Annotated in this window: 22 protein-coding genes; 13 read left to right on the forward strand and 9 right to left on the reverse strand. The window is 67.1% G+C overall.

Annotated features, from left to right (window positions below):
- Positions 1-38 precede the first annotated feature (38 nt).
- Positions 39-1,364: an isochorismate synthase gene (locus tag BMW35_RS01545; protein WP_089667401.1), complete on the forward strand. Its 1,326-nt coding sequence runs from the start codon at positions 39-41 to the stop codon at positions 1,362-1,364.
- On the forward strand, positions 1,361-3,112 hold the full coding sequence (gene menD, locus BMW35_RS01550) for a 2-succinyl-5-enolpyruvyl-6-hydroxy-3-cyclohexene-1-carboxylic-acid synthase (RefSeq protein WP_089667404.1): 1,752 nt from the start codon (positions 1,361-1,363) through the stop codon (positions 3,110-3,112). The genes BMW35_RS01545 and menD overlap by 4 nt, the downstream gene beginning before the upstream one ends.
- Here menD and BMW35_RS01555 read toward each other — a convergent pair.
- Complete coding sequence (locus BMW35_RS01555) at positions 3,092-3,754, reverse strand: DUF7978 family protein (RefSeq protein ID WP_089667407.1); 663 nt, start codon at positions 3,752-3,754, stop codon at positions 3,092-3,094. The genes menD and BMW35_RS01555 overlap by 21 nt on opposite strands.
- Positions 3,755-3,829: 75 nt before the next feature.
- On the opposite strand from BMW35_RS01555, the gene BMW35_RS01560 reads away from it, so the two are divergent.
- The gene (locus tag BMW35_RS01560) at positions 3,830-4,744 is read left to right on the forward strand and encodes a 1,4-dihydroxy-2-naphthoyl-CoA synthase (RefSeq protein ID WP_089667409.1); all 915 of its coding nucleotides are present in this window, start codon (positions 3,830-3,832) and stop codon (positions 4,742-4,744) included.
- Between the two features lie 99 nt (positions 4,745-4,843).
- Here BMW35_RS01560 and BMW35_RS01565 read toward each other — a convergent pair whose 3' ends face one another.
- Positions 4,844-5,686 (reverse strand): twin-arginine translocation signal domain-containing protein, encoded by an 843-nt coding sequence (locus tag BMW35_RS01565; protein ID WP_089667411.1) that lies wholly within the window; start codon positions 5,684-5,686, stop codon positions 4,844-4,846.
- 213 nt (positions 5,687-5,899) lie between these two features.
- The gene (locus tag BMW35_RS01570; RefSeq protein WP_177170750.1) at positions 5,900-7,063 is read right to left on the reverse strand and encodes a sensor histidine kinase; all 1,164 of its coding nucleotides are present in this window, start codon (positions 7,061-7,063) and stop codon (positions 5,900-5,902) included.
- Between the two features lie 116 nt (positions 7,064-7,179).
- Here BMW35_RS01570 and BMW35_RS01575 point away from each other — a divergent pair, with 116 nt between their 5' ends.
- The 6 genes from BMW35_RS01575 to BMW35_RS01600 all read left to right on the forward strand — a co-directional run bounded on the left by BMW35_RS01575 (position 7,180) and on the right by BMW35_RS01600 (position 12,006).
- Positions 7,180-7,404, forward strand: coding sequence for a hypothetical protein (locus BMW35_RS01575; protein WP_089670315.1), 225 nt, complete (start codon positions 7,180-7,182; stop codon positions 7,402-7,404).
- A 73-nt stretch (positions 7,405-7,477) separates the two neighbouring features.
- Entirely contained in the window at positions 7,478-8,413 is a 936-nt protein-coding gene (locus BMW35_RS01580; RefSeq protein WP_089667416.1) for a 1,4-dihydroxy-2-naphthoate polyprenyltransferase, read from the forward strand.
- A complete protein-coding gene (locus tag BMW35_RS01585) occupies positions 8,410-9,396 on the forward strand; it encodes a mandelate racemase/muconate lactonizing enzyme family protein (RefSeq protein ID WP_089667417.1) in 987 nt (328 codons plus the stop codon). Before BMW35_RS01580 ends, BMW35_RS01585 begins: the two co-directional genes overlap by 4 nt.
- Positions 9,389-10,873, forward strand: coding sequence for a class I adenylate-forming enzyme family protein (locus BMW35_RS01590; protein WP_089667418.1), 1,485 nt, complete (start codon positions 9,389-9,391; stop codon positions 10,871-10,873). The genes BMW35_RS01585 and BMW35_RS01590 overlap by 8 nt, the downstream gene beginning before the upstream one ends.
- 25 nt (positions 10,874-10,898) lie before the next feature.
- Positions 10,899-11,588, forward strand: a complete 690-nt coding sequence (locus BMW35_RS01595; RefSeq protein WP_089667419.1) for an NRDE family protein — start codon at positions 10,899-10,901, stop codon at positions 11,586-11,588.
- A 25-nt stretch (positions 11,589-11,613) separates the two neighbouring features.
- Positions 11,614-12,006, forward strand: coding sequence for a helix-turn-helix transcriptional regulator (locus tag BMW35_RS01600; protein WP_089667422.1), 393 nt, complete (start codon positions 11,614-11,616; stop codon positions 12,004-12,006).
- A gap of 76 nt (positions 12,007-12,082) precedes the next feature.
- Here the strand turns inward: BMW35_RS01600 and BMW35_RS15205 are convergent, their stop codons facing one another.
- Positions 12,083-12,223: a rubrerythrin-like domain-containing protein gene (locus tag BMW35_RS15205; RefSeq protein ID WP_143052122.1), complete on the reverse strand. Its 141-nt coding sequence runs from the start codon at positions 12,221-12,223 to the stop codon at positions 12,083-12,085.
- Positions 12,224-12,415: 192 nt separating this feature from the next.
- Between BMW35_RS15205 and BMW35_RS01605 the strand changes: the two genes are divergently transcribed.
- On the forward strand, positions 12,416-13,627 hold the full coding sequence (locus BMW35_RS01605; RefSeq protein WP_089667424.1) for an FAD-dependent oxidoreductase: 1,212 nt from the start codon (positions 12,416-12,418) through the stop codon (positions 13,625-13,627).
- Between the two features lie 10 nt (positions 13,628-13,637).
- Here the strand turns inward: BMW35_RS01605 and BMW35_RS01610 are convergent, their stop codons facing one another.
- Genes BMW35_RS01610 through BMW35_RS01620 form a run of 3 tightly spaced genes read right to left on the reverse strand, consistent with a single transcriptional unit; the run spans position 13,638 to position 18,260 of the window.
- Positions 13,638-14,012, reverse strand: coding sequence for a DUF8048 family protein (locus BMW35_RS01610; protein ID WP_089667425.1), 375 nt, complete (start codon positions 14,010-14,012; stop codon positions 13,638-13,640).
- A 31-nt stretch (positions 14,013-14,043) separates the two neighbouring features.
- Entirely contained in the window at positions 14,044-14,979 is a 936-nt protein-coding gene (locus BMW35_RS01615) for a DUF368 domain-containing protein (protein ID WP_089667427.1), read from the reverse strand.
- Positions 14,979-18,260 (reverse strand): oligosaccharyl transferase, archaeosortase A system-associated, encoded by a 3,282-nt coding sequence (locus tag BMW35_RS01620; protein WP_089667429.1) that lies wholly within the window; start codon positions 18,258-18,260, stop codon positions 14,979-14,981. Before BMW35_RS01620 ends, BMW35_RS01615 begins: the two co-directional genes overlap by 1 nt.
- Before the next feature lie 108 nt (positions 18,261-18,368).
- Here BMW35_RS01620 and aglG point away from each other — a divergent pair, with 108 nt between their 5' ends.
- The gene (gene aglG, locus BMW35_RS01625) at positions 18,369-19,307 is read left to right on the forward strand and encodes a glucosyl-dolichyl phosphate glucuronosyltransferase (protein ID WP_089667431.1); all 939 of its coding nucleotides are present in this window, start codon (positions 18,369-18,371) and stop codon (positions 19,305-19,307) included.
- Here the strand turns inward: aglG and BMW35_RS01630 are convergent.
- Complete coding sequence (locus BMW35_RS01630; RefSeq protein ID WP_245708113.1) at positions 19,297-20,181, reverse strand: glycosyltransferase family 2 protein; 885 nt, start codon at positions 20,179-20,181, stop codon at positions 19,297-19,299. The genes aglG and BMW35_RS01630 overlap by 11 nt on opposite strands.
- A gap of 224 nt (positions 20,182-20,405) precedes the next feature.
- Between BMW35_RS01630 and BMW35_RS01635 the strand changes: the two genes are divergently transcribed.
- Positions 20,406-21,794, forward strand: a complete 1,389-nt coding sequence (locus BMW35_RS01635) for a hypothetical protein (RefSeq protein ID WP_089667435.1) — start codon at positions 20,406-20,408, stop codon at positions 21,792-21,794.
- 83 nt (positions 21,795-21,877) lie between these two features.
- Here the strand turns inward: BMW35_RS01635 and rfbB are convergent, their stop codons facing one another.
- Positions 21,878-22,825, reverse strand: a complete 948-nt coding sequence (gene rfbB, locus BMW35_RS01640; protein ID WP_089667436.1) for a dTDP-glucose 4,6-dehydratase — start codon at positions 22,823-22,825, stop codon at positions 21,878-21,880.
- Positions 22,826-22,962: 137 nt separating this feature from the next.
- On the opposite strand from rfbB, the gene BMW35_RS01645 reads away from it, so the two are divergent.
- A complete protein-coding gene (locus BMW35_RS01645) occupies positions 22,963-23,679 on the forward strand; it encodes a sugar nucleotidyltransferase (RefSeq protein ID WP_089667438.1) in 717 nt (238 codons plus the stop codon).
- Positions 23,680-23,687: the final 8 nt, after the last annotated feature.

The following is a 23,687-nucleotide window of genomic DNA, read 5'->3' on the forward strand; positions in this document are numbered from 1 at the left end:
GAACAGGCTATTTGGCGCGGCAGTCCTAACGGGCGGTAATGAGTTCGCTTGCCGGGGAGACGACCGCTGACGGGCCGGTCGTCGCCAGGAGCTGCCGGGTCGCCGACGTCTCCTACCGGGCGTTCCTCGCTGCGCGGGACGCGCCCGGATTCCACTGGGCCGACCCCGACGGCCTCGAGGTGTCGGGGGCCGGCACCGCGGCCGCCGTGACGGCGTCTGGCGAGGACCGCTTCGCGACCGTGCGGGCGTGGGCCGACGACCTCTTCGACGCCGTCGACTACGACGGCCCGGAGGCCGCTCGTCCCCGTCTCCTCGGCGGGTTCGCGTTCTTCGACGACCACGAGCCGGGCGCACCCTGGACCGGGTTCCCGGCCGCCCAGTTCGTGCTGCCGGAGTGCCAGCTCGCGAGCGTCGGCGACGAGACGTGGCTGACGGTGGCTCGCGCCGGCGAGGACGCGACCGCGGCGGGCGTCGAGCGCGCGCTCGCCGACGCACGAGAGGCCGTCGAGTCGCTGCCCGCGATGCGGCCGAGCGGCCCCCGTCCCGGGGTCTCGGGGACCACGCCGACGCCGGGCAGAGACGAGTGGACGACCGGGGTGCGTGACGCGCTCGCCCGCATCGAGGCCGGCGACCTCCGGAAGGTCGTGTTGGCGACGGCGCTGCGCGCCGACCTCGACGCGCCGGTCGACCCCCGCGACCTGCTCGAACGCCTGCGACAGCGGTACTCGCAGTGCTTCCGGTTCCTCGTCGCCCCGACCGAGTCCGCGGCGTTCCTCGGCGCGACCCCGGAGCGCCTCGCCACGCTCCGCGACGGCCGCGTGGAGACAGTGGCGCTGGCCGGCTCCGTCGGCCGCGGCGACTCGCCGGCCGAGGACGCCCGGCTCGCCGAACGGCTCCGCGAGAGCGACAAACTCCGCCACGAGCAGGGCGTCGTCGTCGACACCATCGCGCGCCGGCTGGAGGAACTCGGCGAGGTCGCCGTCGGCGACCGCGGCGTCCGCACGCTGTCGAACATCCAGCACCTGGAGACGCCCATCTCGGCCGCCGTCGGCGAGGAAACGCACGTTCTCGACGTGGTGGCGACGCTGCACCCGACGCCCGCCGTCAACGGCCTGCCGCCCGCGGCCGCGCTCGACACCATCCGGGAGACGGAGGCGTTCGAGCGCGGCTGGTACGCCGCGCCCGTGGGCTGGTTCGACGCCGACGGCGACGGCACGTTCGGTGTGGGACTGCGGTCGGCCGTCGCGAGCGGCGACTCGGTGACGCTGTTCGCGGGCAACGGCATCGTCGCCGACAGCGACCCCGACGACGAGTGGGACGAAGTCCAGCTCAAGTACCGACCCGTCCTCGACGAGCTGGAATGACGGTCCCGAACCGGAACACCCTCTGGGGGCGCGCCGTCGCCGAGGAGCTCGCGCGAGCCGGCGTCGACGGCGTCTGCGTCTGCCCGGGCAGCCGGTCGACGCCGCTGACGGTCGCCGTCGACGCCCACGACGACCTCACGGTGTACTCGCACCTCGACGAGCGCTCGGCGGCGTTCTTCGCGCTCGGCCGCGGGAAGCGCACTGGCGAACCGACGGCCGTCGTCACCACGTCTGGGACCGCCACCGCGAACCTCCACCCGGCTGTGATGGAAGCGAATCAGGCCCGCGTCCCGCTGCTCGTGTTGACCGCCGACCGCCCGCCGGAACTCCGGGATTCGGGCGCGAACCAGACCGTCGACCAGCAGAAGCTCTACGGGGACGCTGTCCGGCACTACCGGGACCTCCCAGAGCCCGAGGCCGACGACCGGAAGCTGCGCTCGCTGCGGACGGCCGTCTGTCGGGCCGTCGGCGAGACGACGGGCGCGAACCCCGGCCCGGTCCACCTGAACGCCCCGTTCCGGAAGCCCCTGGAGCCGACCGAGGTGCCGGGCGACGTGCCCGAGGGTTTCGCCGACGACCACCCGCTCGCTGCGAGCGGGCGGGACGGTCGGCCGTTCGTGTCGGTCGACCACGCACTGGCCACCCCGCGAGCGTCGACGCTCGACGCGCTGGCCGACGCGGCCGGGAACGCCGACCGCGGCCTGCTCGTCGCCGGCCCCGATGACGGCGGGCTCTCTGCCGACGCCGCGAGCGCGCTTGCTGACGCGACCGGCTTCCCCCTGTTCGCCGACCCGCTCTCGGACCTGCGATTCGGCCCGCACGTCGCGGACGCGCCGGTCGTCGGCGGCTACGACGGCCTGCTCGCGACGGACGCGCCCGCGCTCGACCCGGAGCCGGAGTTCGTCCTGCGGTTCGGAGCCTCTCCGACCTCGAAGCCGCTCCGGAAGGCCCTCGCGGCCAGCGACGCCCGGCAGGTCGTCGTGGACCCGGCCGGTGAGTGGCGGGAGGCCGAGTTCACGGCCGCCGACCTCGTCGTCGCCGACCCGGACGAGACGGCCCGCGCACTCGCCGACCGCGTCGAATCTGGGCCCGGAGCCTGGACCGAGCGCGTCCTCGACCGGGAGGCCGACTACTGGCAGACGGTCGCGGCGTTCGAACCCGACGCGTTCCTCGAAGGCGACGTGTCCCGCGTGGTCGCCGCTGACGCGCCCGACCCGGCGACGGTGTTCGTCTCGAACAGCATGCCGGTCCGGGACTTCGACCGCTTCGCCGAGCCCCGCAGCGCCGACCTCACCGTGCTCGGGAACCGCGGCGCGTCGGGCATCGACGGCGTCGTCTCCTCGGCGCTGGGTGCCGGCAGCGCGACCGACGAGCCGCTGGTCGTGCTGACCGGCGACCTCGCGTACTACCACGACTCGAACGGCCTGCTCGCACTGGAGCGCTGCGGCGTCGACGCGACGGTCGTGCTCGTGAACAACGACGGGGGCGGCATCTTCCACATGCTCCCAATCGAGTCCTTCGACCCGCCGTTCACGGGCCAGTTCAAGACCCCTCACGGCCTGGACTTCGCGCCGACCGGCGACACCTACGACTTGGAGTTCGCGCGCGTCGAGTCAGTCGACGGCTTCCGCACGGCGTACCGGGACTCCGTGGGCGCGCCCGGGACGCAGGTCATCGAGGTGGAGACCGACGCCGCCGCGAGCCACCGGGAGCGCGAGCGCCTCCAGTCAGCCGTCGGCGAGCGCTGACCGCACGATGGCGGCCGCGAGCGCGCCCCCGAGCCCGAACACGACGGCGTAGGCGGCGGTGTGGAGGGCGACCGTGACGGGGTCCGGTGCGACCGCCAGTGCGGCGACGCCGAGGCTGCGCTCGTAGCTGGCGGCGCGGAACGCGACGAGGGCGGCCGCCACGTAGCCCGCGGCGACCGCGACGCCCGGCTGCCACGCCCGGGAGAGCCGGTCGACGCCGGCGAGTCCGACGACAGCAACGCCGGCCGCGAAGAGGACGACCGGTGGCAGGTACGCGAGGAAGTCACTCCAGACGGACAGCGACTGGACGTCGACGGTCCGCCGGGCGGTGTTCCCGAACGCCTCGGCGTCGACCCGGAGCGGAATCCGGTGGCTCGCGTACGTGACCCACGCGACGACCTGTGTCGGGTCGGGCTCCAGCCAGTCAGCGATGCCCGAGAGCACGCGGCCGGCGTCAGAGCCGAACGCCGCGGCGAGCGCGTCCGCGAAGTCGGGCTCGCGGGCGGCCCGGTCGCGCTGCTGGAGGGCCGTCACGCCGAACACCGCGGCGAAGCCGAGCGCGCCGGCGACGAGGCCGGCGGCCGCCGCGAGCCAGCCGTCTGTCCCACTCGACCCGTCCGCCGTCGCCCGGTCAGCGTCCATACGCTCGGGTCGTTGCCGGCCCACTTCAGGCTGCGGGTGGGAACCCTTTTGCGCGCGCCGGCCGACCGCTCCGGTATGGTCTCGGACACCTTCGACGCCGACGCGTGGACGACCGTCGACGGCTTCGACTTCGACGACATCACGTACCACCGCGGGGTCGACGTGCCGGCCGTCCGCATCGCCTTCGACCGCCCCGACGTCCGGAACGCGTTCCGGCCGGGCACGGTCGACGAACTGTACACGGCCCTCGACCACGCGCGCAAGCAGGCCAACGTCGGGTGTGTCCTCCTGACTGGCAACGGCCCGTCCTCGAAGGACGGCGGCTGGGCGTTCTGCGCGGGCGGCGACCAGTCCGTGCGGGGCGACTCGGGCTACGAGTACCGCGGCGACGACGAAGCCGCCAGCGACGACGACCCCCAGGTCCGGGAAGCGAAGGCCGGTCGGCTGCACATCCTCGAAGTCCAGCGGCTCATCCGTACGATGCCGAAGCCAGTGGTCGCTGTCGTCCCCGGGTGGGCGGTCGGCGGCGGCCACAGTCTCCACGTCGTCTGTGACATGACGCTCGCGAGCCGCGAGCACGCCAAGTTCAAGCAGACCGACCCGGACGTCGCGAGCTTCGACGGCGGCTTCGGGTCGGCGTACCTCGCCAAGCAGGTCGGCCAGAAGAAGGCCCGCGAGATATTCTTCCTCGGGAAGACCTACGACGCCGAAGAGGCCGCCGACATGGGGATGATCAACGAGGCCGTGCCGCACGACGAACTGGAGGCGACGGCCCTGGAGTGGGCCGACGAGATGACCGGGAAGTCCCCCACGGCGATGCGGATGCTGAAGTACGCGTTCAACATGACCGACGACGGCATGGTCGGCCAGCAGACGTTCGCCGGTGAGGCCACGCGGCTCGCGTACATGACTGACGAAGCCCAGGAGGGCCGGGACGCCTTCCTCGAAGGACGGGACCCGGACTTCGACGACTACCCCTGGCACTACTGAGCGAGCGCGCCCGACCCCTCCGTCGCGTGTCGCGGGAACCGGCGACCGTCACGGCAGGCCGCCGCCAGCCCCGGAGTCAGTAGGTCGGACCGGTCTCGGTCAGAGGTACTCCTCGTCGACGGGGACGCTGTCCTCCTCGACGCGGTCGAACTCTACGGCGACGAGGTTCCCCACTGGGTCGAACATCTCCCACTCCTGCTCCACGGTGTAGAGCGCGTCGGTCTCCACCTCGGCGTCCTCCTGCGGGAAGAACAGGAACTCGTCGTCGGTCCCGAGGTACTCGCCGTGCAGCGTGTTGTACTCGGTGAAGTAGCCGCTCTGCTCGATGTCGTCAGGCACCCAGCCCTGTGGCCCCGAGGTCACGCGAAAAATCGACCCGGCGGAGAAGTTCCGCGGGCGAACGGCTCCCTCTCCGCCCTCGTCGAGGAGTTCGATCTCGTCACTCTCGACGAGGTCGAAGGAGAACTCGTCGTTCTCGATCGGCTGGAACTCGACCCGGACGAGCCCCTCGCCGCTCGCGCCCTCGACGAACGTCATCGTCTCGGTGAACTGGTAGCGTTGTCCCGCTTCGACGTCGGCGTCCTCTGGCAACAGCAGAGTCGCCTCTTCCTGCGTGTTGAAGTACTCGATTATCCGGGTCGTCGACCCCGAGGGGAGCGCGCCGGCAACAGCTTCGTTCACGTTCGGCTGGTCGGCGAGCTCCGGGGACGCGACGCGGAAGGCGGCACCCGGGCGTACCTCGTCGTTGAACACCCAGGCGGACATCCCGCCCTGGGTGTCGCCGTTCTGCCGGGCGACGGCGCTCCCGGAGACTCCGAACAGGGAGGCGACTGTCGCGGCACCGCCGGCTTTCAGCACGCTTCGACGCGAACTCTGTGGACCGTCCTCTGCACTGTCGTTTCCGGACATTCGTTCGAACACCACGGGCCAGTGTTCGCTCATGAGACGGAAAAGTCGGGGAGATACTTAAGCGAGTAACGCCGGGTTTCGCGGGTTTCGGAACTCGTATTTGCCGTACTGCCGGTTCGCTGCGGGTCCGAGGCGTGGCGACGGAGCTAAGCTCGGCTTTCTCGGAGTCGAGCCGGAGATACAGAGGCCCTACGCGCCCGACCGACGCTCTTCGACGCTCGGGTCGGCGGCTACTCGCCGAACCGGTCAGCCGAGGTCGACCGGCTGTTTCGGGCCGTGCTGTGGCTCGACCGTGGGGTTCGAACCTGCAGCCGGTAGCCGCACCTCGAACGTCGACCCGTCGTCGCCGGTCTCGACCAGTTCGAGGTCACCGCCGTATCCCTCCACGAGTTTCGTGGCGGTGTAGAGCCCGAGCTGGTGGTCGGCGGTCCGTCGCGACGGGCGCTCGAACAGCGACTCGACTGCGTCCTCGGAGATACCGCCGCTGTCGTCTCGCACCCGGACTGTCACCCAGTCCACGCTCGCGTCGACCGTGACCGAGACGCTGGTTTCGGTCGCGTCGTCGTGGACCACGGCGTTCTCCAGCAGAGCGCGGACTGCCCGGGAGACGAGGCAGTCGGCCGCCACCGTCGCCGTGGCCGGCGCGTCCACGGAGACGTCCGCGGCGTCGTAGGTGTCCTCCAGCCGCGCGGTCTCGTCGAGGACGACGGCCACCGCGTCCACGGTGCCGACGTCGTCCGGCTCCCGGGACGCCTGCAGGAGCACGCTGACGTCGTCGATGACGGACGTGAGCGCGCTCGTTCGGCTGTCGATGCGGCCGCTGAACTCGTGGACGCGACTGCCCGGCTCGTGGCTCTCGTGGAGCAGTCTGGCGTACCCCGAGATTTCGTTGGTGGCGTTGAGAATCTCGTGGCGGAGCAGGCTGTTCAGGTAGTCGAGGCGGTCCCGTTCGCGCTCGAAGTGCGCCGCGCGCGTCTCGCTGCGCGCGGCGTCGCTGGCGTGCTGGACGGCTCGGGCCTCGGTGACGCCGATGAGCGCGCCGACGCCAGCGCCGATGACTAGCGCCCACCGCAGCCACGCGACCGCCTGCATCGTCGACGCGACCGGCAGCACGGCCATCAACACGACGTTCACCACGACCGACGCGGCTGCCGAACTGGTCGTCCACCGGAGCACGCGACCGTGGCGGGCGGCGTCCACCTTCGAGTCCGCCAGCCACTGGCCGGCGTACGCGATTCCGGCCAGAAACGGCAGCAACGTCACGAGCCCTGCGAGGAACGGGAGGGTGAGGCCGACTCCCGTAGCTACCCGAACCACGGCCTCGACGACGACCGCTGCCGCCAGCACAACGGCGAATTCGACGAGCCGCCAAGCGGGCCGGCTCGACGACACCCCCCCGAGCAGTGTCACGACAACGACCGATGCACTGGACCTACATATGTCGTCCGGCCGATTCACCCGTCCGACCAGCCGCGGAACCGCTGTGACCGCCACTGCTTTGCCGCCCGTGTCTCTACGTGCTGGCAATGATAGCGGCAGCCGACATCCGGGACGTACTCGAAACTGACCTCCAGCACCAGCGTCTCGGCTACGCCCTGCTCGGCGTGACCACCGGGCTCGGCGTGTGGGGAGCAGGCGAGACACTCCTCTCGGCGGGGATGCCCGAGTCCGTCGCGGTCACGGGAGCTATCGCCGCGGCTGGCGTCGTACCGACGGCCACGTGGTACGCCCTCGTGAAACTCGGGCTCTGAAGCGGAGCGACGAAACCACTCTGCGAGCGCCGGGACCACCACCGCTATGGGCGCGCTCGCCCAATCTGGGGACATGACCGAGACAGCTGACGTCTCTCGGCGGGAGGCGTGGCTCATCGCCGCACGCCCGCACACGCTACCGGCCGCCGCCGCCCCCGTCGCCGTCGGAACGGGGCTTGCGGTCCACGCCGAGGTGCTCGCCGTGTTGCCCGCGCTCGCGGCGTTCGTCGGCGCGGCGCTCATCCAGGTCGGGACGAACTTTGCGAACGACTACTACGACGCCGTGCAGGGCGCTGACACCGAGGACCGCGAGGGGTTCACGCGCGTCACGGCCGGCGGCCTCATCGAGCCGGAGCGCGTCAAGCAGGCGACGTATGCGACGTTCGCCCTCGCCGTCCTCGTCGGCGTCTACCTCGTCTACGTCGGCGGCCTGCCGATTCTCGTCATCGGCCTGCTGTCCGTCGCGTCCGGGTTCGCGTACACCGGCGGCCCCTACCCGCTGGGGTACCACGGCCTCGGCGACCTGTTCGTGTTCCTGTTCTTTGGCGTCATCGCCGTCACGGGAACGTTCTACGTGCAGGCCGCCGCCGTGCTCGCCGACCCGCTGGCGACGGCGATTCCGACAGGGACGCTCCCGCTGGCCGCGGTCGTCGCCAGCCTCCCTGTGGCAGCCATCTCCACGAACATCATCGTCGTGAACAACGTCCGGGACAAGGACGAGGACGAGACGACCGGCAAGCGCACGCTCGCAGTCCGGTTCGGCTACCGGTTCTCGCGGCTGGAGTACGCGGGCCTGCTCGGCCTCGCGTACGTCACGCCAGTCTGGTTCTACCTCGAGGGATACAGCCCGGCGGTGTTCCTCCCGCTGCTCACGCTCCCGCTCGCCGCCTCGGTCACGCAGACGATCTTCGAGCGGACTGACGGGGACGCCCTGAACCCCGCGCTCACCCGGACCGGTCAGCTGCTGGCGGCGTACTCGGGGCTGTTCGCCGTGGGGCTGGCGCTATGATACGGCCGTTCTCTCTGGACCTGTCTCGGCCGCTGTCGACGGCCTCGGGGACCATCGACGCCCGTACGGGGTTCCTCTTCGACCGCGAGGGTGGCCTCGGCGAGTCGACGCCGCTCCCCGGCTGGACGGAGCCCCACGGGGCGTGCGGCGAGGCGCTCCGCGAGGCCGCCGACGCCGCCGACTGGGACGCAGCACTCGCCGCCTGCGAGGGTACGCCTGCCGCCCGTCACGGCGTCTCCCTCGCCCGACTCGACGCCAGCGCGAGACGCACAGACCGGTCGCTGGCGCGCGAACTCGGTGACGACCCCGCCGACGCCGTCCCGGTGAACGCGACGGTCGGCGACGGTAGCGTCGAAGCCACCGGAGACGCGGTGGCAGACGCGGCCGACGCCGGCTTCGAGACGGTGAAGGTGAAAGTCGGTGCGCGCCCGGTCGAAGAGGACGTCGCCCGGCTTCGGGCCGCCAGCGAGGCGGCGGACGTGACGCTGCGCGCGGACGCGAACGGCGCGTGGAGCGCGAAGCAGACCCGGCGAATCGCGGACGACCTGGCCGAAATCGACTTGGAGTACCTCGAACAGCCAATCTCGGCGTCGACGCTCGACGGCTACCGCGGCATCGACGCCGTCGACGTCGCCCTCGACGAGGCACTCGTCCACCACGACCTCGACGCCGTCCTCGACGTTGCGGACTACGTCGTCCTCAAGCCGATGGCGCTCGGCGGCGTCGACCGCGCCCGCGAGGCCGCCGTCCGCGCCCGGGACGCCGGCGTCGAGCCAGTGTTTACGACGACCATCGACGCGGCCGTCGCGCGCGCCGCGGCCGTCCACCTCGCCGCCAGCGTCCCGGACGTTCCGACCTGCGGGCTCGCCACGGCGGACCGACTGGCCGACGACCTCGCGGCCGACCCGACGCCGGTCGCCGACGGCCACATTCGGGTCCCTGACGGTCCGGGGCACGGCGTGGAGGTCGAACGCGATGCGTGACGAGGTCCACCTGCAGGCGGCCGCGAACCCCGACCGGACCGCGCTCGTGGACGCCGAGACGGACCGCGCGTGGACGTACGCCGACCTCGACGACGCCGTCGCGGAGACCGCCGGACGGCTCGCCGCACTCGGCGTCGAAGCCGGCGACCGCGTCGCGGTGCTGCTGGAGACGCGGCCGGCGTTCGTCCGGCTGGTGTTCGCGGCTGCGCGGCTCGGGGCCGTCCTCGTCCCGCTGAACGCCCGCCTCTCTCGGGAAGAACTCGTCCAGCAGGCGGACGCAGTGAGCCCGGTGCTGGTCGTCTGCGGGGCCGACACCGACGCGAACGCGGACGCGCTGTCGCCGCCAGCGGTCAGCGTCGACGACAGCCAGCAGGTGCGGAGCCTCGCGGGCGTCGACCCCGCTCCCGTCGACCCCGTCGCGTCGGCGTGGACCGACACCCGGCTCCTGCTGTTCACGTCGGGGACCACGGGCGCGCCGAAGGCGGTCCGGCTGACGTACGGGAACTTCGGCGCGAGCGCCGTCGCGTCCGCGTTCCGCCTCGGCGTGCTCCCGGACGACCGCTGGCTGTGCCCGCTGTCGATGTACCACACGGGCGGGCTCTCGGTCGTCCTGCGATCGGCGCTGTACGGAACGACGGCAGTGCTCGTGCGGACACCGGGGTTCGACCCGGCGGCGGTTCGGGACGCCCTCGGCGACTACGACTGCACCGGTGTTTCGCTGGTGCCGACGATGCTCGATAGGCTGCTGGAGGCCGGGGGCTGTCCCGAGACGCTGCGGTTCGCGCTCGTCGGCGGCGCGCCGACGCCGCCCGAGCTGGCCGAGCGCGCACTGGACGCCGGCGTCCCGGTCTGCCCGACGTACGGCGCGACCGAGACCGCGTCCCAGGTGGCGACGCTCCGGCCCGAGCAGGTGCCTGTCCGCTCGGACAGCGTCGGGCGGCCGCTGCTCGGCACCACGGTCACGGCCCTCGACGAGGACGGCGAGCCGGTCGAACCGGGAGAGACCGGTGCACTCGCCGTCTCGGGGCCGACGGTGACGCCCGGATACGTATCAGCGGACGCGACGACCGATCGGTTCTGCGAGTACGGGCTCCTGACCGGGGACCGCGGCTGGCTGGACGACGAGGGCTTCCTGCACGTCGGCGGCCGGCAGTCCGACCAGATTGTCACGGGCGGGGAGAACGTCCACCCCGCCGAGGTCGCCGACGTGCTCCGCGACCACCCCGATGTCGGCGACGTGGCCGTCGTCGGCGTGCCGGACGACGAGTGGGGGGAGACGGTCGGCGCGCTCGTCGTCCCGGCTCCTGAAAGTGGCCGGGCGGCACTGTCGGTCGACGCACTCCGGTCAGTCTGCGAGGGGCGACTCGCGGGCTACAAGCACCCGCGCGTGGTCGCCGTCGTCGACGAACTCCCGCGGACGCCGTCGGGGACGGTCGACCGGGCGGCGGCCAGAGACTGCCTGGTCGGCGACACCTAAGTGCGGCCGCCGTCTACTCCCGGACGTGTGTACGCTCGCGTTCGCCTGGCGAGAGTTCGAGGACGCGCCGCTCGTCGTGGCGGCCAACCGCGACGAGGCGCTCGGTCGACCGGCGGAGCCGCCGGCCGTCCGGCCCGACCACCCCGGAATCCTGATGCCGCGGGACGGGGAAGCCGGCGGCACGTGGATGGGGGTCACGGACGACGGGCTGTTCGTCGGCATCACGAACCGGCGGGCTGACGTCGAGGGCGACCGGTCTCGGGGGCTGCTCGTGCGGGACGCGCTCGGGGCCGAGAGCGCCACCGAAGCGGCCGAGCTGGTGGCGCGCGAGTTGGACGAGCGGCCGTACTCGGGGTTCAATCTGGTGCTGGCCGACAGCGAGGACTGCCTGCTGTCCGTCTGGGACGGCAGCCTCGAACGCCACGAGCTCGACCCCGGTGTCCACGTCGTCGTGAACGCCGGCTTCGACGAGGGGACGGAGAAGTCCCGCGACGTCCGGGCACCCCTCACTGGCCACGAGTCGACCGCCGAGTGGCTGTCGGCCGCGAAGTCGGCGCTCCGGAGTCACGAGACCGGCGCGTGCGTCCACCGGGACGGCTACGGGACGCGGTCGTCGTCGCTCGTGACGCTGGCGGCCGACGGCAGCGTCGCCTACGAGTTCGCAGACGGGCCGCCGTGCGAAGCGGCGTACGAACCCGTGAACGACCAGCTTTAAACGGGTCGCGGACCGTGTGGCGTACATGAGCGCCGAAGTCACGGAGGCCGACCTCTCCGAGGACGAACGCCGCGCCCTGGAACTCGTCCGCGAGGAACTCGGCATCCACCAGAGCGAGTTCTGGAAGGCCCTCGACGTCTCCTCCCGGAAGGGCAGCCGCATCGCCTCCAAGCTGGAGGAGAAGGGGTTCGTGGAACGCGAGGAGACCGTCCACGGCGGGAACACGACGTACTACATCACGCCGGTCGTCGACGAGCGCGACCTCGACTTCATGCTGCTGATGGCCGGCGAGATGCTGTCGCCGTTCGTCGGCGAGGAAGAGGTCGACCCGCAGGGCGACGCCTTCTCGCAGTGGATTATGAACCTCGCGTACGAGGACATGCCGAGTCCCGAACCCGAGCCCGAGCCCGAGCAGTAACGAACGACGAGACTGCGGTACTACTTCTGGCGACAGGAGTGTGGTGGAGGGCGGTGGCTGGCTGGGCCGTCGGTCGCTACTGGGCTCGCGGCACGGCGATGTTGCGCATGCGGCCGCCACACGACGGGCACTCGCCGACGTACTCGTCGCTGGTCGTTCGCTCCGCGCAGTTCACGCACTCGTACGTCCGTCGGCCGTGGGCTGTACTCGCTCCCATATGAGACGTTACCTCGCCCCGACTGAAGTGTGTTACGTCACCACACACCAAGGACGTATCGACTGTTCTAGGACGTCTAAGGACCGGACCGTTTCGGCCTCCGGAGCCGCGTGCGGTCGTATCGACTATCGTCACCACCGTGCCCAGTGACACCTCGGTACGCCCAAGTAGACACCCGACCAAGCGCCAGCCGTGACGGAACACACCAGCGTTCTGGTGGTCGGTGGCGGCGCGACCGGTACCGGCGTCGCCCGCGACCTCGCGCTCCGGGGCGTCGACGTGACACTCGTGGACCGCGGCGGCCTCGGAAGCGGCACGACCGGGCGCTCGCACGGCCTCCTGCACAGCGGCGCGCGCTACGCCGACACCAGCCCCGAGGACGCCCGAGAGTGCGTCCGGGAGAACGAGACTCTCCGTGCGGTCGCGGGCGCGTGCATCCGCGACACCGGCGGTTTCTTCGTCCAGTTCGCCGACGACGACCCCGACTACTTCGACGAGAAAGTGTCCGCCTGCGAGGACGCCGGCGTCCCCGTCTCCGTCGCCGACGGGGAGACCGCTCGCGAGCGAGAGCCGACACTCGCTGCGGACGCCGAGCGCGTCGCCGCCGTCCCGGACGGCGTCGTCTACCCGTCCCGACTCGTCGCCGCGACTGCGGCCGACGCCCGCGAACACGGCGCGACCGTCCGGACCCACACGCCGGTCGACTCGCTGACGACCGACGGCGACCGCGTGACCGGTGCGCGTCTCGCCGACGGCACGGCTCTCGAAGCCGACCACGCCGTGAACGCCGCGGGCGCGTGGGCCGGCGATCTCGCCGCGACCGCCGGCGTCGACGTCGACATGCATCCCGCCAAGGGCGCGATGGTCACGGTCGACGCCCCCGGCGTCGACACCGTCCTGAACAGGTGTCGGCCCGCGAGCGACGGCGACATCGTCGTCCCCCACGCCGATACGGCCGTCCTCGGGACGACGAGCGTCGATATCGACAGCCCGGACGACGCGACCGCCACGCCCGTGGAGGTCGAGACGGTCGTCGACGAGTGCAGCGCACTCCTCCCCGGCGCTGCCGACGCCCGAGTGGTGCGCACGTACTCGGGCGTCCGACCGCTGTACAGTCCGAGCGACTACGGCGAGGACGCCCGCGGCATCTCCCGGGGGTTCTACGTGCTCGACCACGCCGACCGCGACGGCGTCGCCGGCCTCACCACGGTCGTCGGCGGGAAGCTCACGACTTACCGGCTGATGGCCGAAGCGACTGCCGACCTGGTCGCCGAGCGCCTCGGCGTCGACGCGCCCTGTCAGACCGATGACCAGCCACTCGTCGCCCACGACGACCCCGAACGCCTCGACGGACTCGTCGCCGAGTTCGACGCAGACCATCCGGCGGACGCCGACCTCCGCTGACTCGACCGCCTCACTCGACGCGCGACAGAACGAGTGCCACCCGTTCGGTGTCGTCCGGTTCGGTCTCCTCGATATTGTCGGGCGTCTCGGTGCCGTGGAGCGCCCGCAACGCCGGCTCCACGTCGTCCCTGACGCCCGCACGCTCCGTCACGTCCCGCCAGACGCGCTCGGGCACCCGAAGCACCCACGCGGTCGGCGTGCGCTCGACGAGCGGGTCGTCCGCGAACGCCTGCCGCCACTCGTAGACGAGGCCGTCGACGCTCACACCCGGGTACTCCGACACCGCGGCCTGCACCGACTCGGCGGCCTCGGCCAGCACCGATTCGCGCACGCCCAGCGTGTCCGCCACTCGCGTGACTGTCTGGTCGTCGAACGGGCCCTGCATACCGGGTGCTACGACGGCCGCCGAGAAAAGTTCAGTAGTCGAGGTCGTCGGTCGTCGCGTCCAGCGCCAGCACCGCGCCCGCGCCGAGTACGCCCGCGACGAGCAACGGTGCGACCGACGCTGCCGTCCACGCGCTCGTCGCGTCCGAGATCTTGATTGCCGGGGCCCGGAGCGCACCCGCCATCAGCGCCACGAGGAACGTGAGCGTGGCGGCCCGGTAGTGGTCGAGCGCCCACTCCACGGCGCGTGCGAACGTCAGAATACCGACGAGCGCACCGCCCGAGAACACCACGAGCGTCGACAGCGGGTCGACGGCGTCACCGAGTGCGCCAGCGAACAGGGCGTCCGTCGCCTCGCTGACCGCGCCCGTCATCGTCTCGTACTTCCCGAGCGTCAACAGTATGAGCGACCCGGACACGCCCGGCAGCACCATCGCACAGATGGCGAACGCGCCCGTGACGAACATCATCGCCAGTCCCCCCGGGAGGACGTCCGCGCTGGCCTGCCCGCTGAGCAGGAACGCGAGCGCGAACCCCGCGACGCCCGCCAGGATTCGGCCGGGCGTGTCTGCGGACACCTCACCGAGCAACACGACGACGGACGCCGCGATGAGGCCGAAGAAGAACGCGAACGTCAGGCCGGGGTACTCGTGGTAGGCCACGTCGACGACGTTCGCCACCGTGACAACAGCCGTCAGCACGCCGACGCCGAGGACGACCAGAAACGGCACTTCCATGTCCGTCAGCGCGTCGCCGAACTCCCGGCGCGCGCTCGCATCGCCGAGTCGCGGGAGCAACGGGAGTAGCGCCAGCGCCTCCCCTGGGTCGAGGGACGCGATGGCACCAACGAGGCGCTCGTAGATGCCCGTGATGAGCGCAATCGTCCCGCCGGAAACGCCGGGAACGGCGTCTGCCGCGCCCATCGCCGCGCCCTTCAGGTAGACCGCGGCCCACTCCCGCACCGCCATCACCGCAGCCGTCCGAGCGCCACAGCGCCCGCGAGCGCCGGCACCGCGCCGGTCGTCAGGTCGACGCCGCCGGACTGCGAGTCCTCGCTCCCGTCGGCAGCGTCAGCCAGTTCCGACGGTGCCGTCAGCGACTCGCTCGCGGAGGTGTTCGCGCCCTCGGGCTCGTCGACAATCTGGCGCTCCAGGTTCACCGCCACAGGCTCGTCGCCCTCGCCGAGCACCTGCGCCTCGGAGACGTCAGCGGAGTTCGCGTACTCCACGACGGTCAGCCCGTCGTCGGCGGTCTGGTTCCCCGTCGTGAACTCGTAGGAGCCTGCAGCACGCACCGAGACGTTCGTGTGCCCGTTCTCCGGCCCGTAGTTCTCGTAGCCGGTCGTCGAGTACGGCAGGGTCATCGTGAACTCGCCGTCCGCCCCCGTCTCCGCGTACTGCGTGTAGGTGAACGTGGGGCTCTGGCCCTGATCGTTGACCATCTGGGAGATGTTCATCTCCACCGACGCCCGAACCGTCGTGTTCGCCGGGCCGGTGCCCGTGACCTCAGCGCCCTCGACCCGCTCGAACATCTTCACGGAGGTCGGGTAGTACGCCGGGTTCAGCTCCCCGCCGAAGTACCAGAGGTTCGCCGGCGCGGTGTGGTCGTCGCTCACACCCACCAGCCGGTAGTGCTCGAGCGCCGCGATGTCCTCCTGGGGCAGGTCCTGGAACCCGCCGATCTGGGACGTCGAGTCGTTCTGGACGTACGCCTCGGCTTCGGCCATCGAATCGAACTGGCGGGTGTTGTTCGTCGCCGCGTCGAACGCCGCCGGCTGCCCACGCAGGCGGGTCAGCGTCTCCCGCCAGTCCAGCACGACGGGCTGCGCCTGCTTCGCGGAGCCGTGGTAACGGTACAGCCGGACCATCATCGACTCGAAGTACGCCTGCTTCTTCAGCAGCGGCGACTGCTGGAGGTACTGTGCGTTCGTGATCTGGCCGTCCTCCCACTGCGCGTTGTACGCCTGCTGGTAGAACTCTCCCGTGGAGAGGTCTCGCGGGCCGTCGTAGAACACGAGCGGCGCACCGAACTTCGATTGGCCGGCCTGAAGACCAGGCCGCGGCGGCATGATCATCTTCCAGTCGACTGCGACGTACCGATTCTTCGCGTCGTCCTCCTCGATGCCTTCGAGGACGGCCTGCGCCCGGCTCTCGTTGTCAGCCAGGAGGAAGTTCGCCGCCGTCGTGGCACCCTGCTGGAACGGATTCGCGTGTGGCACAGCGTTGCCCTCGACGGTCATCCAGTGACCGTAGTCCCACCAGGACATCACGCCGAACGCGCCCTCGGGATAGTCGAAGTCGTCGGTCTGGGCGTACGTCCCGTAATACCGCATCTCGTCGGCGTTGTCTGCACCGTCGTACGTCCCCTGGGTCGGCGTGTGCTCGTCGTACCACTCCATCACGTCAGCCCACTCGGTGACGCCACCGGGACCGTTGTTCTGCCCGACCGTGATAGCCGACTGAAGTGGCACTTGCTGGTCCTGACTGTTCGTCAGCGTAATCGGCGTCGCCGACCCTCGCTGCGAGTCGTTGTTCGTCGCTTCTGCGACGGCCGGTGCCGCGACCGGCACGAGAATCAGGAGGGCGACCATCGTCACCGTCGCCACCTGATGCCAGCGCACGTCCTCGATCGTCGACGCCGGCTTGTCGAGGTTGACCAGCCCGAGCACGCCCTTCAGGACGTACGCGTTCAACACGACGACTGGCACGATGAGGTAGTAGTTGAACCGCACCTGCGTGAACGCCGCCGACGTGATGAAGGCCCCCCAGACGACGACCAGAAGCTGCTCCGCCTCGTAGTCGCCGGTCATCGCGACCGCGGCCAGCGTCCCGGCGACCAGTAGCAGCGCGGTCAACTGTCCACCCAGTCCGAAGATGCCGCCGATGGACGACGCGAGCGGCGGCGACACGAACAGCAACGCGACGAACCCGACAGCGGCCGCAGCACCGGCGATGCGGCGGGGGCTCCCGCTCGTGACGTGGGGCTTCAGGAGGATGGCGACCGCGCCGACGAGCGCCGAGAAGAACGCCAGCCCGTACTCGAGGAAGATGACGCCGAACATCCCGAGACCGTACTGGGCCTCCCGAGCCAGGAAGGGCTGCGCCTCGCCGATGGTTCGCCTGCTCGCGTTCGCACTCAGGCCGAGATAGTTCAGGAGCTGGTCCTGAAGCATCGACCAGAAGTCCGGAAGGACGACGGCGATGATGCCGACAGCCACCACGAGGATGCCGACGACAGCACCGACGTAGCCGGACGTCGAGAGCTCTCGGTCGTCGAACTCACGGGCGAGCCACGCGAGGAACACACAGCCGAACGCCACCGCGAACGAGAACAGCGGCTGGAGGAATGAGAACCCGGAGACGCCGAAGCCGCTCTCCGCGATCTTCACGAACATCATGAGGCCGGTCGTCGCCATCGAAACGGCACCGACGACCGCGACGTGGTCCGGGCTCGTGCCGGTGACGTAGTCGCCGACGAGCTTCACGAGGAAGAACGCACCGAAGATACCGACAAGCAGCACGCCCGGCGGCCACACCCACATGTAGACTGCGGTGGCGACGCCGGCGAGAACGCTCCAGCCGACGACCCGGCGAAGCCCCGCGACATCGCGGTCGAGGAACTGCTCGAACACCGGCTTCTCGCGCTCTGCGACCGTCAGCGCGACCATCATCGCGAGGACGGCCAGCGCCATGAATAGCGGCTCCGCACCGTTGTGGTCTGCGGCACCCGCCAGCGTTCGCTGCAGGAAGTAGCCGGGCAGTAGCCCGAGGATGACCGCCGAGAAGACGCCACCGAGCCGACCGCCGAGGCGCTTCCCCATGAAGTAGACCGGGATCGCGAGCAGTGCGCCGAAGACGGGCGGCGCGATCACGAGAACCATCCCGATCGTCTGCTCCGACGGACTCCCCAGACCGACAATCAGTGCGACTGTCGCCAGGAGCTGGTCGAACAGCGTACCGAACTGGCCCGCGAGCGTGCCGTTCGGGAAGTTCGTCCAGACGTCGAACGGCATGGTGTCCGGGAAGTTCCGGACCGTGTACGTCACCTGCCGGAGGTGGTAGTACGCGTCGTTCCCGGAGAGATACACCTGACCGTCCCGGGTGAAGTTCTCCCATGCTTGCACGCGCACCCAGAACATGAACGCGAGCACCGCGCCCAGGGCGGGCACGTGGTACCAGTCTTCGAGTGCGTCGAGGGCTGCGTCGACGGAAACGGAGGAGAGCCCCGACGCTTCGGTCTTCTCGCTCATTGATGGTAGGGACAAAAAGAACGCGAATAAGCCTTGTGAAAGCACCCGCCACGGCCGCACGCCCCCGAAAGCACAATCCTTATTCGCGACACGAGCGCACTCCCGGTGATGAAGGTCTCAGTCGTCGTCTGCACGTACTCGATGGACCGCTACGGTCCCTTCTCCGAAGCCGTCGAGAGCGTGCTCGCCCAGACTCACGGCGACCTCGAAGTCGTCCTCGTCGTCGACGGCAACGACGACGTCTTCGAGCGCGTCCGCGAGGACTTCGGTGACGAGGAGAACGTCGTCCTCCACTGTAACGACGAAAATCAGGGCATCTCGTATAGCCGCACGAAGGGTGCCGAACTCGCGAGCGGAGATGTCGTCGCGTTCATCGACGACGACGCGACTGCCGAAGAAGAGTGGGTGGCACGGCTCGTCAAGGTGTACGAGGAGACAGACGCTATCGCCGTCGGCGGCGACGTCGTCCCCGACTGGCAGACCGAGAAACCCGACTTCTTCCCCGCCGAGTTCTACTGGCTCGTCGGGTGTGTCGAACTCGGCTTCGCGGAGGACGGCGAGGAAGTTCGGAACACGTACGGCTCGAACATCTCGTACCGACGGGAGCAGTTCCTGGAAGTCGGCGGGTACGACCCGAACACCGGCCGGAAGGGCGACAAGCACCTGCAGGCACACGAAGCGCCTGTTGGCATCCGACTGCGAGAGGAGTACGGTCGCGGGATGGTGTTCACGCGGGACGCACGAGTCCACCACAAACTATTCGACTACCGCGGCGAATTCGGCTGGCTGGTGTTCCGATCGTTCTGGCAGGGGTACTCCAAGCGCGTCATGGACCTGCTGTATCCCGATGCAGAGGACAACAAGAGCAGCTACCTGAGGCAGCTGTTGACTAGATTCGTGCCGAAACGTGTGAAGAATCTGGCTCGGTCGCCGTCGCTGGTGCGGTTGCAGCAGCTCGTGGCAATTTTTGTGTTCACGGCGGCTGTGGGACTCGGGTACGTATACGCCATGGCAACACCGGACCTCGTCGAGAAGGCTAACTCGTAGGCGCTGGGATGTCGTCCCGCCCCTCGCCGAAGAAGAACTCGTAGTAGTAGCCCACCCCTCTGCAGGCCAGCATCGCGACCGAGAGGAACATGAACGCGAGCCGAGTGAAGATGGAATCCGGTTCGTCCCCGTCGTCGCCGCCACTCGGACCATTGGGCTTCGGCGGGATGCCCGGATTGCCGTAACGCTCCGGGTAGTACCGTTGTTTTTGGCAGAATCCGCGCCCGACGCGGAAGTTCTTCTTCGCGAGCGACTCGAAGGATGTTCGGGCTGGGTGGTAGACGGTTGCGTCCTCCGCGTAGCCCTGTTTGTAGCCTGCCTCGTGGACGCGCTCACCGAACTCCCGGTCGCCGCCAGAGATCAGTCGAGCGTCGAACAGTCCGACGTCCTCAAAAACTTCGCGTCGCACTACCAACGCACAGGTTGGAGCGTAGTGCTCTTGGCTCAGGTACTGTTCAACGGGGAATGCATTTTGCTGGTTGTATTTTGCAGTAATACCTGGCGCTGAATTACAGACTTCGACGTTACAGCCCAGATACGAAACGTTCTGGGTTTCTACCGTAGAAAGAACGTTCTCCACGAAGTTCGGCGGGACGCGTTCGTCAGCGTCAAGAAACACAATCACCTCACCATTCGAGTTTCTGATACCCGCATTCCGAGCAGCGTAGGAGCCCTGAATCTCGTCCTCTATAAGCACATTTACGAACTCGTGGTCTTCAGCTAATTCCATCGACACGGTTGGTGTCTCGTCGCTAGACCCGTTGTCCACCACAAACACTCGCAACTCCACCGCCTTAGAAGACAACTCAGTGACTGAGCTCAAGGTTTCACGAATTCCTGTGGAATCGTTGTAAACGGGAATTATCAGGTCCACTGATGTGGGCTGGTTTCCTACCTCAGTCATAGCTGTTGGTTCCGTGATGCCCTCAAACCGACAGGAGCAAATCACTTCTGCTCCTGTGTACGCGGTTGAGAACTCACAGACGGAGACAGAGTTTGTAACGTAATTCGAAACACCAATATCTTTCCATCAACCATCAGTTCTCAGAGCGCCTGATGAGCGGAACTCTGAATCACCGGTAGTGGTATCTGGTTCACATGAAAGCTGCCCCAACAGCCTTCGAGAAGTTCGAACTCGAACAATCTCTGTTCGACCTACAGGTTCGTGAGGTACCAGTCTGGGAGCGGATTCGCTTCGAAGTTTTCCAAGAGATTCGGAGGCAAAATGGAACCGGGCGGGCACATACGGCTGTTGGTAATGATTGGCGGGACTACGCGCGAGGAACCAGTCTCTTACTACGAAATCTCGTAATCAAGAACCCATACTTCTCTGAGGAATCGGACTTGTTGTTCGTCGGGCACCACAGGAGGAAACAGTTGGACGACGGGTACTGGTGGGACATATACTGTGACCCAATTCACGAGGCGGGTAGCTACGATTTCACCCACTTTGAGAAAGATCATATGCTATCTCACGCTTCACCGCCACGAACGGCGAATCTCCGATATCTCGACCTCATTGAGCAAGTGAGCAACATTCAACGCGTACTGAAGATCAACTCTCCGGTGATCCCACCGAAGACGAAGGATACGTTAGAGCGTGCCAGAAAAGCTCTTCTTTCCCGGTTTGATGCGGACATCGATTTGGTGGCAAAAGTCAAAAAAGTCCTCCACGAGCGACGTGCAAAACTCCCGCTCTACAAGCGACTGGTGAAGCGAGTCGACCCCGAACTTGTGGTTGTAGTCGTGAGCTACGGTCGTGAGACGCTCATCGAAGCCTGCAAGTCACAAGACGTGCCAGTCGCGGAGCTCCAGCACGGTGTGGTCTCTAAACACCACTTCGGGTACTCGTTCCCGGGGCCGCGGACGAAAACGACGTTCCCAGACTACTTCTTGGCGTTCGGTGATTTCTGGAAACAGTCAGTTGACTTCCCGGTTCCTGAGAGCCACGTTATCCCGGTTGGATACCCCTTCTTGGAACAATCTATCGGAAAATACTCCGATGCAGAAGCAACCGACAAGTTAATTTTCATCTCCCAGGGCACGGTCGGACGGACTCTGTCGAAGTTCGCAGTTGAACTAAACCAGCATCCAAATGCCGATTACGATATAATTTATAAGTTACATCCAGGGGAGTACGACCGGTGGCGGACCGAATATCCGTGGCTCGAAACCACGGAACTTGAAGTGGTAGAGGATGGAAAGAACCTCTATCGGCTATTCTCAGAAGCGTCTGCGCAGATCGGTGTTGGGTCGACGGCTATCTATGAAGGGCTGGCATTTGACCTGCAAACGTTCATATACGACTGTCCGGACGCAGAGGTGATGGAGCCACTCGTCGATGAAAACGCCGCAACAAAAATTTCAACAACTGATGAGCTCGCGAGCAGCCTCGGTACCGCAAGTCCTCAGTTCGACCAAAGCTACTACTTCGAGAGCAACTCAGTCGAAAAAGCTTGTGAAGTCTTCGACGACCTCAGGAAGTAACCGAACCTGAGAACGCTGTCCACAACAGTCACGACTGAGTTCTGGTCATAGTGTATCCGAACAATGTCGGTGAGTGTTCTAGTCTACGTAGACTCGAAGCGGTCGGCATTCTCACGATACCAAGAGACCGTCTGCGTCATCCCTTCTTGAAAATTCACTGTTGGTTCGAAGTCGAACTCCTCACTGATTTTGGTTCCAGATAGTGCGTACCGATAGTCGTGCCCTTTGCGGTCCTCCACGAATTCAACCAGGTCCTGGGACGCACTGGTTCGGTCTAGGATAGCCTCGACAACATCCAGATTGGACTCTTTGCTCATGCCGGCTACGTTGTACACTGTATCGCGGCCACTGTCTAGAACGTCGAGCAATGCATCGCACAAGTCCGTGACGTAGAGCCACTGGCGAACGTTCTGTCCGTCCCCATACACGGGGAGTTGCTTCCCTTCCATCGCGCGGAGCGTGAACTTGGGAATCAACTTCTCGGGGTGCTGTCTCGGACCAAACACGTTAGTTGGGCGAACTATTGTGATCGGGAGCCCGTAGGTTTCCCACATCGCGTTCACGAACAGGTCTGTACTCGCTTTACTCGCCGAATAGGGGGAGCTCGGATTTAATCTATCACCTTCAGTGAACGCCCCGTCCGCGATACTGCCATAAACCTCGTCTGTCGATATCTGAATGAAACGCTCGACGCTCGCGTCCCGAAGCGCGTCCATGGCGACGTACGCCCCGAGAGTGTTTGTCTCGATAAACTTCTCACCACCCGATATACTACGATCGACGTGAGATTCAGCCGCGAAGTTAATCACGTAATCAACTTTCTCGTACAACTGCCCTAACATCTCCCGGTCGGAAATGTCTCCTTCAACGAAGTTAATCTCGTCTCGTATCGAAGTCAGGTTGTCTGGAGAGCCAGCATATGTTAACTTGTCCAGCACGTGAACCTCGTCGAACGCCGCTACTGCCTGGTGGGCGAAATTCGAGCCGATGAACCCAGCACCACCGGTCAGGAGTACCGATTTGGTTTGCACGGTTTGAGCAACTCAGTGGGTGGCCATGAGGTTTTCGTCGGGAAATTTGATTAGCGGTAGGAGCAGTACGTTTGGGCCAAGCATCGACGGTGAGGAGAGCGAAATGCTAAAGAGTGGCTCCCAAGAAACCCCAACTCATGAAAGGCGTTATCCTCGCTGGGGGTTCCGGTACTCGACTACGACCGATGACGCACGTGGTCAACAAACACGTCATCCCAATATACGACAAGCCAATGATTTACTACCCCGTCGAAACGCTCGTCGAGAGTGAGATCGACGAGATTCTCGTCATAAGCAACTCCGAGCACATTGGCAAGTATATACAGCTCCTCGAACGAGACTTCGATGCGGACTTTAGCTACAAAGTTCAAACGGAGGCGAAAGGGATTGCAGACGCCGTTCAACTGGCAAAAGGCTTCGTGGACGATTCGTTTGCCGTCGTTCTCGGCGACAACATCTTATTCGACGATTTGTCCGACGAGATTCAGTCATTCCCTACCTCGGACGCCGATGCGAAAATCTTCGTCAAAGAAGTTGATCGTCCCGCAGCTTACGGCGTCGCATCTACAGCAGATGGCGAGGTGACTGAAATCCGAGAGAAGCCAGATTCGCCCGAATCCAATCTCGCGGTTATCGGCCTCTACGTTTACACCACTGAGGTCTTCGACCGTATCGAATCGCTTGAACCCTCCGAGCGCGGGGAATATGAGATCTCGGATATCAATAACCAGTACGCCGTTGAAGGCACGCTCGATTACGAGATGATATCCAGCGAGTGGTTCGACGCTGGGACTCCTGAAGGCGTTTTTCAAGCGTCGAAGCACGTGCGCGATGACCATCGCGACAAGGAGTGACTCACGGG

Origin of the sequence: Halobacterium jilantaiense, from assembly GCF_900110535.1 — an archaeon.
Lineage (GTDB): Archaea > Halobacteriota > Halobacteria > Halobacteriales > Halobacteriaceae > Halobacterium > Halobacterium jilantaiense.